This is a genomic window from Pedobacter suwonensis, assembly GCF_044762335.1.
In the GTDB taxonomy this organism is placed as follows: Bacteria; Bacteroidota; Bacteroidia; order Sphingobacteriales; family Sphingobacteriaceae; genus Pedobacter.
In genome coordinates this window covers 416649-430052 of sequence record NZ_JBIWEB010000001.1, presented here as the reverse complement: position 1 = coordinate 430052, position 13404 = coordinate 416649, and the positions used below count along the sequence as shown (strand labels likewise).

9 protein-coding genes and 1 pseudogene are annotated in these 13404 nt (G+C 39.7%); 3 read left to right on the top strand and 7 right to left on the bottom strand.

The window, feature by feature from the left end; genetic code table 11:
* Position 1: 1 nt before the first annotated feature.
* The 6 genes and pseudogenes from ACIQXP_RS01705 to ACIQXP_RS01675 form a co-directional block, all read right to left on the bottom strand.
* Positions 2-1636 (bottom strand): TldD/PmbA family protein, encoded by a 1635-nt coding sequence (locus tag ACIQXP_RS01705; RefSeq protein WP_293743347.1) that lies wholly within the window; start codon positions 1634-1636, stop codon positions 2-4.
* Positions 1637-1812: 176 nt separating this feature from the next.
* Positions 1813-3597: a hypothetical protein gene (locus ACIQXP_RS01700; RefSeq protein ID WP_293743348.1), complete on the bottom strand. Its 1785-nt coding sequence runs from the start codon at positions 3595-3597 to the stop codon at positions 1813-1815.
* A gap of 2 nt (positions 3598-3599) precedes the next feature.
* A complete protein-coding gene (locus tag ACIQXP_RS01695) occupies positions 3600-5732 on the bottom strand; it encodes a DUF4175 family protein (RefSeq protein ID WP_387504250.1) in 2133 nt (710 codons plus the stop codon).
* The gene (locus ACIQXP_RS01690) at positions 5719-7089 is read right to left on the bottom strand and encodes a BatA domain-containing protein (RefSeq protein WP_387504251.1); all 1371 of its coding nucleotides are present in this window, start codon (positions 7087-7089) and stop codon (positions 5719-5721) included. Before ACIQXP_RS01690 ends, ACIQXP_RS01695 begins: the two co-directional genes overlap by 14 nt.
* A gap of 3 nt (positions 7090-7092) precedes the next feature.
* Positions 7093-7899, bottom strand: a pseudogene (locus ACIQXP_RS25175) (DUF58 domain-containing protein).
* Between the two features lie 80 nt (positions 7900-7979).
* Positions 7980-9014 (bottom strand): AAA family ATPase, encoded by a 1035-nt coding sequence (locus ACIQXP_RS01675; protein ID WP_387504254.1) that lies wholly within the window; start codon positions 9012-9014, stop codon positions 7980-7982.
* Between the two features lie 114 nt (positions 9015-9128).
* On the opposite strand from ACIQXP_RS01675, the gene ACIQXP_RS01670 reads away from it, so the two are divergent.
* Positions 9129-9758, top strand: a complete 630-nt coding sequence (locus tag ACIQXP_RS01670; RefSeq protein WP_293743358.1) for a DUF4159 domain-containing protein — start codon at positions 9129-9131, stop codon at positions 9756-9758.
* A gap of 317 nt (positions 9759-10075) precedes the next feature.
* Here the strand turns inward: ACIQXP_RS01670 and ACIQXP_RS01665 are convergent, their stop codons facing one another.
* Entirely contained in the window at positions 10076-10543 is a 468-nt protein-coding gene (locus tag ACIQXP_RS01665) for an Lrp/AsnC family transcriptional regulator (RefSeq protein WP_387504255.1), read from the bottom strand.
* 322 nt (positions 10544-10865) lie between these two features.
* Here ACIQXP_RS01665 and serC point away from each other — a divergent pair, with 322 nt between their 5' ends.
* Both serC and ACIQXP_RS01655 read left to right on the top strand, forming a co-directional pair.
* Complete coding sequence (serC, locus tag ACIQXP_RS01660) at positions 10866-11963, top strand: 3-phosphoserine/phosphohydroxythreonine transaminase (protein WP_387504256.1); 1098 nt, start codon at positions 10866-10868, stop codon at positions 11961-11963.
* Between the two features lie 10 nt (positions 11964-11973).
* Positions 11974-13113 (top strand): DUF1015 family protein, encoded by a 1140-nt coding sequence (locus tag ACIQXP_RS01655; protein WP_387504257.1) that lies wholly within the window; start codon positions 11974-11976, stop codon positions 13111-13113.
* Positions 13114-13404 lie beyond the last annotated feature (291 nt).

The following is a 13404-nucleotide window of genomic DNA, read 5'->3' as shown; positions in this document are numbered from 1 at the left end:
ATTATATTTTTCTTGCTGTATTAATAACATTAACTCCATTAAACCTGGTGGTGGCGCTGCCATGCGAAACAGCACTGCTTTGAGAAGGCTGGCCTTTTCCATCATTAAACGAGCCACCCAAACGGTAATCACTTTCATCGCAAATGGCATTACAAGAGTTCCAGAATTCTTGTGTATTGGCCTGATAGGCCACATCATTAAGCATACCTACAATTTTGCCTTGCTTAATTTCATAGAAAATCTGTCCGCCAAACTGAAAATTATAACGTTGCTGATCAATAGAGAAACTTCCGTCACCGATAATGTAAATGCCTTTTTCAACATTTTTGATCATCTCATCCACACTTAGTTTTTCTTTGCCAGGCTGTAGTGAAACATTTGGCATGCGCTGAAACTGAACATCATCCCAGCCTTGTGAGTAACAGCAGCCGTTCGATTCGGTTAAACCGATAATATGTGCCTGATCGCGGATGGCCTGGTAACTGACCAAAATGCCGTCTTTGATCAGATCCCATTTTTTGCATTTTACACCTTCATCATCATATCCTACAGCACCTAACGATCCAACCTGCGTTTTATCGGCCACAATGTTTACTTTATCGCTGCCAAATTTGAATTTTTTCGATTCCCATTTATCCAATGTCAGGAAACTCGTTCCGGCATAATTGGCTTCATAACCTAAAACGCGGTCTAACTCTGTCGGGTGGCCAACCGATTCATGAATGGTTAACCATAGGTGCGAAGGATCTAAAACGAGGTCGTATTTGCCTGGTTCAACGGATTTTGCTTTTACTTTTTCTGTAGCTACACGGGCTGCTTCCTTTACATCTTCGAGCATATCGTAACGGCCTTTATAGCGCGTAACAATACCGGTAACTTTATCTTCAGGTCGCGCGTGCATGTATTCGTAACCCTTGCCGGAAGGAGCACTTAATGCGTTACGGGTTTTAAATTTACCCGATTCACGGTCGACTTTGGTGACGTTGAAAGTGGGATAAATGCGGTGCACGTCCTGATCGATGTAAGAGCCATCGGTAGAAGCGAAGTATTTTTGCTCATTAACCGCGAAAATGACTGAATTTACAAAATTGGCGCCGTTTTGCATGGCCACATCATTAACATTTAAAAGCAGGTCTACCTTTTCTTTTACCGGCACTTCAAAGGCATTAATTTCGATGGGTGTTTTCCAGCTTACCTCTCCATAACCTTTTTGGGGCGCTAACTGAACCGGTTCACCCTGTATTTTGGCATTGGCTTTTGCAACCGCAACTGCTTGTTCAGCTGCTTTGGCAATGGCATCTTTAGTTACATTGTTTGTAGCGGCAAAACCCCAGCAACCATTAACCAACACACGGATGCCCACGCCATACGATTCAGTATTGGCTACACCTTGAACCCGTTTTTCACGCGTGGCCACAAATTGGTTAAGATAACGCCCGATGCGGATATCAGCATAATTTGCACCCTTTGATTTTGCTGCATTTAGTGCAACATCTGCCAGCTCTTTTTTAATTTTTACATCTACTCCGTCTAAGGCCTGTAAAGGGTCTATCGGAGTTCCGAAAGCAGAAAGGTCGGGCAGAAGCAGCGCACCCATACCCATTCCGGATAAATAGAGGAAGTCTTTTCTTTTCAATTGGTCGAGTTTAGTTAGTTTACGATTTCAATATAGCCAATTGTGTGGCTAAAAATGGAAATTTGATTATAACATTTTAGTTTCAAAAGCATAATGCGGGGGAGATTGTATAGGGAAAGTGTTTTTAACCACAGATAGGACAGATCCTTCACTGCGTTTGGCGGCTGAACAAACTATTAACCAGCCAAAATTCTGGCCTCGTACCATAAAAAGGCAGCAGCCAGTAAAAAACCAATAAAAAACCACCAAATCGAAAGCTCTTCTTCTAAAACGACGTCTGCTACTTTGCTTTTAGTTTCTGTCATGTTCAGGTTTTTTATAAACAGATGTGTTTCATCCAGCTTTTGCTGGTTTTTGAGCGCTTGCCAATCGGTTTTTTTATAAATGTATATGGGCTCAACATTTCGATTTACTTCCAGATAAGTCCAGCCCGGTTTTTGAGGCCAGTAAAAAGCATCCCACTGGAAAGGAAGCACCATGTTTTGCCGTGGACTGAGTAAAATGCTATCGATTTTTAATGCTGGTACCTGGCCGGATGCTGCCAAATCTGCAATAATCTTCATCTTTTGATTAATTGCAGGGAATTGAGGAAAAATGTAGACGGTTAGCACATTATTTCTTTTTCTTGCCGCGCTGGCTAAAAGTGCTGACCAATAGGCGGCATAATCATTTTTCTTCCCTGAAAGTAACCAGTGGAAGGTAGACGAAAGTGTAGAGGCCAGTATTTTGCCATAACCGTCGATATTACTGTTTACCAGTGTTTTTCCACTGGCATCGACAATAAGAGGCTGATCTGTATATTCAGGCTTTAAAAATAATCCTTGTTCAATTGGTAATGCAGTAAGTTTAGAATAATCTTCAGTAAGTCTTAAATTGAGCATCTTCCCTTTCAGCGCGGGTGATTCAAATCTGCTAAACCTGCTGCCAAGTGTTGTTGACGCTTTTAAATTAGCCACCCTGATCAATAAACCCAGTCCGTTTTTAACCGCAAGCGCTATTGATGATCTTTCATCAGGGCTGATGGCTGCTAATTCTTCTTCATCAATAATCAGGATGTCGAATTTTTTTAAGGATGGGCTATTGACCCTTGTCAGGTTTAAACTATCAAGATTGAGAAAATTAAAGGCATATTTGTTTTTACTGATCTGACTTCTGAAAGCTACAGGATACTGATTTTGATAGAGCCAGTTTTTTAGAAATTTATACTCAAAATCTGGAAAAGAGGCCATGATCAATACTTTCATTGGTGTTTCATCACCAACTAGCATCGGAACCGGTTCTTTTGCCAGTGTATCGTTTTTCTGCAAACTAACCAGTTCATAAACAGCTTTTTCTGTGTGTTTTGGCGTAGTTTTAAAGGAAAAGGTTTTGCTCGATTTTGCACCGATTTCGATTGAATCTACTGTTTTGCCTAAGCCTTTGAGCAAAAGTTTAACTGGCTCCATTCCTGAGTTCTGGTAAGTACCCTGAACCTGCCATACTTCGGTTGTTTTCAATTTGCCAGGCCAGTTGGCAGCGATAATTCCGGTGGGCTTTGCAGCAGGATGGAAGCTGACCCGGTACCCTTTTAGCTGTGCTAATTCGGCTTTGTTTAACCCGTAGCCATAAAGTTTCAGTTTCCGGATATTTGGATTTGATTTTAGGAAATAAGGAAGATCTGGAATGGTTATAACATTTTTGTTTTTCAGGTTCGCGGCGGATAGTGCGTATATCTTCCCCTTTAAGTTGGTAGTCGAATCCGGATGAGTGCCTTTGGTGATTAAAATAACTTCGTCTGTATTTTGTGGCCTGCTCGTTTTGTACCTGATGGGTACAATTAAAAGCACAAAACAGCTTACCGCAAAAATATTAGCCAAAATCCGCCAGATCAATCTTGCTTTATTAAACCTATGGGCCTCTTTATAAAGTAAAAAAGCCAGTAAACACAGCCCAGCCAGTATGGCGATATATTTAAATTCCATAGCTATCTGTCTGTTTTATTGAGATTTTTAAAATAGCTCTGATACAGATCCGAGGCTGCACCGGCATTTTGTATCTGTGGTTTTGCACCTTCGGGACCGATCATTTTTTGTATGGCTCGTTGCACCAGGCCGATATCATTATTTATCAATTTATTGCCTGTGCTTAACTTTCTTAAACTGCTAAGTGCAGTTAAATAAGTAGCAGGATGATCTGCTGCGGCGCCAATCAGGTATTTTTCTGTTTGGTTAAGTAAGAACTGATCTTGTTCAGTAAATTTCCTGCCTGTTTTTCTGCTTTCCAACCTTGCAAGTGCTGTCTTGAGTGTGGCAATTCTCTTTTCCTTTTGCTCAAAGGTCATTTTTTGCACGGGCTGGGTAATTTTATCCAGTTCACCACTTAAACGTTTTTCGGGTTTCAACGCTGCCGTTTTTACGGTTGTTTTGGCCACATAAGCGCGTGATTTCTGTTGGAGATCTTTCAGTAACCTGAGCGCTTTATATTCATAAGGCAAAGCTTCTTGTGGCTTATAAGTTCTCAAACGCAGTTCAGCATTCCACATTTCAGTTAAAACAGCTTTTAATTGTGCTTTTATTCCAGGTTCAAAAAAGGTAGCGTCTTCTGCAATATCATGTTTATGGGCGTATTTGTCCATAATGCCGGTTACATCACCAAATTTTTCACCCTCAGCCTTGTGTTCCGTATGGCCATCGTGATCATCATGTTCTCCACCAATTTCAGTTTCGTTTTCTTCGCCCAAAAACTGCCCGTAACGCAGGCGCAAAAGCTTTTGGTCAATACCTATTTCATTACTTTTGTTTTTAAAAGTTTGTACAGGTATCGATGATTGTTCTTTCAATAATTTTTCGGTATCAATGATGATCTGCCTTTCGCTTCTGAAATATTCAGGAACCAGGTTGACACCATTTGTCATTCCAGCTAAACTCATTAATTCAGTAGTGTCTACAATGGAAACGAAATAAACATCCGAACGGCTCGATTGGCCATGGTTATCCATTGCTTTGATAAAAAAGTATAGTTCATCGCCTGGTTTCATGCCCAGGTTTTTCAAATCAATCAATTTTTCCAGTGCGATAGTCTTTCTATTGCCAAAATTGGTGTCAAATGATAGTTTTTTCTCAGTAAAACTCACACCCTCACCTTTGCCGCTGGCCATGGTAGCCGATATAAAAGCATCGTTAATGCCATAATCATCAGTAAGCAATAATTTTAGATTGATTTTTTGTGGCTGACCAATGTCGATTGTGGTGTGCTGTTTTGGTTGGGTAATTTTGATCGTAACAGCTAGGTCTGGAATCGCTTCAATCTGGTAGAGATCTGATTTTTTACCATCAAGATCCAGCTGGTAAAAACCAGAATTATTGATGGTTTTGCTGAAAGTCCATTGTGTATGTGCCGTGTTAAGAGATTTTAAAGGCACTATTTCATGATTGTTAAAAACAAGGCTCAACTTTTTGATGCCAATATTCGTTTCTATTTTCCAATCTATCCGGGCACCGGTCTCGGCAGTAATGGTAAACTGCTTTTGATTCCTTTTTCCTTTTCCGGTGTAAGGTGGCGGAATAACGGTTGCGCTGAAATCGGAGATTTCCGCGGGTATATTTTCTTCGATCGGCGGAATTTGATTCGCTTTTTCGCGATCTTTTAAAGAATCATTATGGCGTAATGGGATCTGAGTAATTGCAAAACTGATCAGTAAGCCTGCTAAAAGGATGAGCAAGCCAGCATATAATTTCTTTAAAGGTTCTTTTGGTTGCGCTAGTTTAGGAATGATGTTTTCGATTTTGCTGCGTTGCAATTGTTGCAGTAGGGATAATTCAGCCTCGTTTTGCAGCAGCAGATCAGCGCTTTCTTCCAGCTCCGGGTATCGGTTATTTAGAAAACGCGTGATATCCTGATCAGTTGTTCTCCAAATCGGTTTGATGTACAATAAAATGCCGAGTATAACAGGAAAAATAATCGCAAAAAGCCATGGAGAATAATGCAGCGGGTAAATGCAAATAAACGATAAAACCAAAGCAGTGGCCAGGGCAATGGAAACCATGCCAATCAGATAAAAGCTAATCCATTTTATCCTTAAATTAGTGATCCAATCTCTACCTTCAGTGTTTAACATCAGCTGGTTTTTTTCTGAATGATAAAATCCGTTCGGTAACAAAGATCAATAAGGCAACTGCCCAGAATAAAGGTTGAAGCAGCACATTCTGAGTATTTTTTGAAGTGGATCGGATGTCGCCGGGTTGAAAGGCAACGGTTCGTCTGGCAGATAGACGTCGCTGATCGGCAGCGTTGTTTTCAAAGCCAAAGTCTGCGGTGTTTTCTGTGCTGATTACCATTGGCATTAATGCTTTTACAAACAAACCATCCCAAACCAAACCATTCCACTGCGGATTAAACCGACTGTAAAAGTGGAAAATATGTAAAGTTTTGGTTTTTTCTTCTGTTAAAATAGCATTTCCAAAACCATCCGTCCATATTTTTTTAGCGCTACCCGGCGAAGCCATTCTTTTACTCAATTTAATATGGCTGCCATCCAGTTTGATAAAGGAAGGTTCTTCAATTATTTTTCCGTTTTCATATTGAAATAAGTTTCCATTTGTTGTAATGGAAGATTTAAAATTTGCAGCTACTGCATCACCTGATAGCCAAAAACCAATGTCAGCTTTTTCTGCGTCCGGATTGATGACGATTTTCCGGTTGGTAAAACTGCTAATTGCCTTTAAGGCTGCAATAACATATTTTCCATCTGGAGTTCCAGGAGCCTGATGTATGGCAATTTTTATAGGTGCTTCGCCTCCTGAATGTAAATCCTGGTAGGTGGTATTGGATGGATTCGATTTTGCTTCATATTTCTTCCCGGCATATCCGGCAATCCAGCTGCTTAGGGTATCGGTTTGATTTAAGGGGAGCCAGTTCAATTGGTAATGAAGGATTGGTAATTCATCCCCAAAACGGGTTAAGCGCCGATCGGCGAAGAGATAAACGCTTGCACCTGCTGGAATAAACTGATTAGCAGCATGAAGCAAAGCACTATAATCAATATTATCGAAATTTTCAGATTGATGTTCAGCAGTATCTTTTAAAGTTAATGCTTTAAAACCTACATTAAAATCATGGATTTCATAACCCTTGTTGAGCAGTGAATCAATTGTTTTTTTATTTGATTTGAAAATCTCTTTGAAAGTAGCGCTATCAAGCAAAATCCATCCGGTTTTCTTTTCAGTCGGGATTATTTTTTTTAAATATGGCTTTGCAAGCGAAAAAGCCAATATTCCCAAGAGCAAACAGCGAAGTAAGAATAATAACCAATCGTTAATTTTAAAACTTTTAGCGCTCGCCTTTGAACTTTCACCAAGCAGTGCAATGCTGCCAATTTTAAGCGTTTTGCCTTGTTTAACATTCCACAGGTGTATAATGAGCGGAACAATTAGTCCGGACAGTGCCAATAAACCTATGGGAGATAGAAAATACAATGTTTAAATTCTTATTTTACTTCTTTGTTTTAAAAAATCTCTTAAAGCCTCATCTAAAGGTTCGTGGGTAGAAATAGTGCGGTAAAAAATTCTTCTGTCGAGCATTTTAGCTCTGGTTTCGGCTAAATAAGTTGCAAGTTTGCTCTTATAGCGCTGTCTTGCTTTTTCCTGGTCAATCTGAATCGTTTCGCCCGTTTCCAGGTCTTCAAAAGTACTATAGCCTTCAAAATCAAGCTCAAGTTCATTCCTGGCTAACACATGAAAAACTACAATTTCGTGCCTAAGTGTACCTAAGGTATCCAGCAATTTAACAATCTCATCATTAGTTTGATAAAGATCGGTCACAAAAATGAGCAATTCGCGTTTTTGAGTGCTGGCAAATAATTCGCTGTAATGAATAGGTTTGGTAAAGTGGCCTTCAGCTTTAATCTGCTCCAGCTGATAAAACAACCTGGCCAAATGCTGGTAATCCTGCTTCGCCGCCATAGCATAGATGCCCTCACTTTTCAATACGTATAAGCCAACGGCGTCGCCCTGTAAACTGGCCAGGTAGGCTAAAGAAGCCGTGAGATAACGGGCTTAATCTATTTTACTAAAATCGCCATCACTATGGCTCATCGAGGCGCTTGCATCTATTAATATACGCAGGGCAATATTGGTTTCCACTTCCGATTCGCGAATATAATAGCGATCTGACCTGGCAAACAATTTCCAGTCGAGCGAGCGTAAATCATCGCCTGGCTGATAACTTCTATATTGGCTAAACTCCAACCCCGCACCTTTTACGGTACTTTTGTTAATGCCATTCATAAAACCATCAATCGTCATTTTTGCCGATAAGGAGAGGTCTTTAATGGCCATCAATATTTTAGGCTCGAGCAGTTTACTCATTAAATATTGGCTTTTGGTTTTGAAATGGCCTTAATCAGTTCATCGGTTACGTTGTCTGATGAAACATTTTCAGCTTCTGCTTTAAAGTTCATTAATACCCTATGGCGCAATACCGGATAAGCCATGGCCTGTAAATCTTCTAAAATTACAGCGTATCTGCCTTTAAATAAAGCTCGTGCTTTGGCTGTTAAAATCAGTGCCTGTCCTGCCCGCGGACCTGCTCCCCAGCGTACCCATTCCTTTACAAAATTTACCGTCGTGGTTTCTGGGCGGGTAGCACGGATCATTTCGCTAACATAAGTAATCAGGTCATCGCTAATGCTTACTTCACGGGTAATGGCCTGAAGTTCTTTGATTTCTTCTGCACCGATAACCGGATTGATTGTGGCCTTTTTGCTACCTGTGGTGCTGCTTAAAATCTGTGTTTCTTCTGCTGCGGTAGGGTAGCCAATCTTGATGTATAGCAGGAAACGGTCTAACTGTGCTTCAGGTAGTGGATAAGTACCGGCCTGTTCAATAGGGTTTTGGGTGGCGAGGATAAAAAATGGACGATCTAAAGGGTAAGTTTGGCCGCCATAGGTTACTTCAAATTCCTGCATGGCCTCTAATAAAGCCGACTGGGTTTTTGGCGGAGTCCTGTTCACCTCATCAGCCAGAATAATATTTGCAAATAATGGCCCTTTATTAAATTTGAAGAACCGCTTTCCGGTGATATGGTCTTCTTCCAGTATCTCGGTGCCTACAATATCAGTCGGCATTAAATCGGGCGTAAACTGTATTCTTCTAAACGAAAGAGCCAGCGCTTCTGATAGGGTTCTTACCATCAAAGTTTTCGCCAAACCCGGTACACCTTCAAGTAAACAGTGGCCGCCTGCCATCAAGGCAATCAGGATTTCTTCAATAATTACATCCTGACCAACAATTACTTTCTGTATTTCGCTTTTTAACAGGGAGATCTTATCGATCAATATTTTTAGGTTGTTTTCTGAACGCTCCAAAATGGTTAATTTTTTTAATGCAATGATATTGTGCATCAATATAGCTCATATTGACAGATAGTTTTAAACTTATGAAAAGAATATCAAAAAATTTACAAGATAATTTGGGCAGAAAGCGCAAATAATGAAAAATGAAGGTAATTTTAGGCTGTGCGAAGAGCTAAATTTACATTTGCGAGGTTAAAATATAATTCAGGCGACTGGGATACCGATCAGCGCATGCCAGCTAATCTATTAAATTCGCTGTTGGAGTATACTACCATTCCATTAGATGAGGAAGAGAAAATCGTTGAATTGAGCAGTCGCGATGTGTTTAAATATCCCTTTTGTTATTTAAGCGGACATAAGCTGGTTCAGTTTACACAGCAGGAAGCCTTAAATTTTAAAACCTATGTACACAACGGGGGCTTCGTTTTTGTTGACGATTGCAACCACGATATTGATGGCTTGTTTGCCCGCTCATTTGAAACGCAGATGGGTAACCTTTTTGGATCTCAGGCTTTAAAGAAAATCCCTAATAACCACGGTATTTACAATGCTTTCTTCAAGTTTGAAAAGGGACCGCCAACAACATCTTTTGAGCTGAATGGCTGGGGTGATGATCTGGTACATGATTACCTGAAGGCTATTACCATTAACAACAGGATAGGCGTATTGTACAGCAATAAAGATTATGGTTGCGAGTGGGATTATGATTTCAGGAACAAACGTTTTTTAGCTGAAGACAATACGAAGTTCGGGGTAAATATTATTCTGTACGCTATGGGGATTAATAGTTAGTGCTTGATAGTTTCCAAAGTTTGAATAGCCGGTAATATCCATGCGGATTTCCATAGAGAATATATAACTGTTGTCATTCTGAACGCAGTGAAGAATCTTTTAAAAGATAATAATTCAATAAAAGTTCCTTAGTTGCGCTTAGGATGATATTTCAGAAACAGTGTTGGATTACAGGTCTGCTGTTTTCTGTGTTGTCAAATGTTAACATCTGACAGGTTTAGATCATTCAGTAATTAAAGCTTGGAAGCAGCAGATGCTAACATCGGCAGCCATAAATATGCGCTTAACCAAAGGCCAATCAACCAATGTCTAATGAACTATAATGCATATGCGGTTTCAGCTTTTGATTGATTCAGTACTAAAAAACTCTGTATGTTACCCACATAAGCCAGAGAACCAATATTTTCTCTAAGGAAATGGTTATAAGAAACCATATCGGGCATAGCTACTTTAAGCATAAAATCAAAATGCCCGGTAAGATGATAACATTCCATCACCTCTGGATATTTATCCATCTCCATTTTAAATGCTTTCACAATATCTTCCGAATGCATGGTAAGTTGAATATGCGGAAAAGCGATAAAATGTGACCTCAGTTTATCAATGTCTACCAGGGCAACTGTTGATTTAATAAAGCCATTTGTTCGCAGTTTTTTAATTCGTTCTACAATATGGGTTATGCTTTTCCTGAGTTTTCCGGAAACTTCTTTATAGGTTAATAGTCCATCACGTTGTAAAAGGTTAAGGATTTCGATATCTGTCTGGTCAACTTTTGGAGGTTGCATGTTAATACTTAGTGTATATTTTTTTCTTTTTGTTTCCTTTTGTAAAGCTTAAAAATAGTTAAATTAAGTTGTATTTAATTGATTTTTAATATTTATTTAAAAAAATTACTTAGTGTATTTTTTACAATAATATTAAGGGTTTCGGAGGATCAGTAAAAATTATATTCTGTTCGTTTATCCGATGAACAGGTGAAACCAAATTTTAGCATGTCGAGGGTTGGGTAAAAAATAATTTTTACCAAAAAAACAGGTTATTGCGGTATAATGTGCTTAACTACTGATCTTTACAATGTAATTGATCTTAACCGAATATTCTTCTTTTATGCACAAAAAACACAACTTCGGTGCCGGCCCATGTATATTGCCGCCATCTGTAATGGAACAAGCTGCCAATGCCGTAATCAATTGGAGGGGGATAGGTTTATCTATCCTGGAAGTTTCCCATCGGTCGCCGGAATTTGAGGATGTAGTACTTAAAACCCAGCTTTTGGTTCGCGAGTTATTGGCTGTTCCCGATCATTATTCGATACTGTTTTTACAGGGCGGGGCCAGTACGCAATTTGCTATGGTTGCGATGAATTTTTTGGACACAGGAAAAAAAGCGGCTTATCTGGATACGGGGTATTTTGCACAAAAAGCCATTAAAGAAGCACGTTTGTTTGGTGAAGCAGAGGTGTTCGCATCTTCTGGAGATAAAGATTATACCTATATCCCGGTTGATTTTAATTGCGATAAGCAAGTGGCATACCTGCACTGCACGTCAAATAATACCATTGAGGGGACTGAAATGTTTGATTTCCCAAAAGGAGGTGCACCGCTCATATGCGATATGTCATCCGATATTTTTTCAAGAGAAATCAACATCACCGATTTTGATCTTATTTATGCGGGTGCCCAAAAAAATATGGGTCCTGCCGGCATGACACTGGTTATCGCTAAAAATGAGTTTATTAACCAGTCAAAAAAAGAAATTCCTTCCATGATGGATTACCGGATCTTCCGAGATAACATGAGCATGTACAATACCCCGCCGGTTTTTTCGATATATGTAGCCATGCTTAATTTATTGTGGCTTAAAGATCAGGGTGGTGTAAGTGGAATTGAACAAAAAAATATAGCAAAGGCAAAATTGTTGTATGCAGAAATAGACCGAAACCCACTGTTTCATGGAACCGCCGATGTTGAACATCGATCGCGGATGAACGTTACTTTTTTGGCGGTTAATAAAGAAGTGGAAGCCGGTTTTTTAAAATTTGCTGCAGACCAGGGAATTGTGGGCATAAAGGGTTATAGAACCGTTGGCGGATTTAGGGCATCGCTTTACAATGCACTTCCACTATCAAGTGTTGAAGTACTGGTGGACGCCATGGCCACTTTTGAAAAAGAATACAGCGGGAAGATAGCGCTTGAACTCGAATAATCTATTAAAGATGATAAAAATCGCTCCATTAAAAGCACTACAGCCTGGTAAAGACCTGTTTGAGCTATTGATTACCGATCAGGCAAACGATAAATTGCATAAAAATGAACAGCCGTCATTTGAAGACCTGCTCAATCTTTTCGGATGTGCTTTAAACGATCTACCTGCAATTTATATTTATGAGTTCCTTGGTGAAAACGGTGTGATGAGGGGAATTTGGGCGGCTATTGATCTTAGTCTGACACCAGAAAACGCCATTAAAAGGCATGAAGAAACCTTATCATCAAAAGTAGCGTCGATTATGGTCGATCGGAAAGGTAAGTCCATTCAGAAATCTCCGATTTTATTGGTACATAAAAAAGATAAAACCTTAGCTGCGCTGATCGATTTTGTGGTGCGTACAAGAAAACCTTTGGAAAATGAATGGTCGCAAATGGGCCATTTCCTTTATCAGGTACCGGAAGAAGAGCTGGTTAAACAATTTGTTGAGGAATTTAAAAATGTTAAATCGCTTTATCTGGCCGATGGGCATCATCGGTTGGAAGCTGCCTTTGCTTTGCAGCAAAGCCGGCCTCAGCAGATCAGTTCGCTATTGGTTTCTGCTGACATGATTTCCATTAGTGCCTTTCACAGAATGATTACAGTTACGGGCGCTTTTTGCCCTTCGTTTATGGAAAAACTGAAAGCACATTATTATATCTCCAAAATTCCAAATAATAGACCTTACAAACCCGATCGGAAAAATAGGATAGGTCTCTTTTTTAAAGGAGAGTGGTATCAACTGGATCTGAATGGCGACTCTGCCTTGTCTGCAATGCCCGATACGGCGATTTTACAGGATTACATTCTTGCTCCTGTGCTGGGTATTCATAAGCCCAAGGAAGACGAGAGGCTGATTTGTTTCCCGGATTGCAAATGGGCGCAATTTCTTGCTGAACTGGAAGGCGATGAAAACGCAATTGGTTTTTCACTTTTTCCAATGACCGCCGATGCATTTATAACGTTTGCAGAAAAGGGCGAATTTTTACCGCCCAAATCCACCTGGATAGCACCAAAGGTTCCGCAGGGCTTGATGGCCTGTAGTTCAGCAGCAATAGAGGCAAAAGGCGAACAAGTTAAAGATAAATTAATGGTTAAACTTATACGATAAACAATATGTCAGATCTCGACTTAGAAAATATAGCGCAGGTAGGAGCTACTTTTCTGATCATTACATTCTTTTTAGTGGCTTTTTTGAAAAAGCGTCTTAAAGTCAACAAGAGAAAAAATGATACAGAACAAGATTACATGCATTGGCTCTGATCTATTTTAGCAGTTCAACCGCGACGAGTATTTCTATTTTTTTACATCAGTTTAGTTTGATGGAGAATCGGTTTTACGATTAAAAGTATGTTTATGCGCTCATCATTGCAGTTTTGTTATCGTTAAATTTTATACTTTT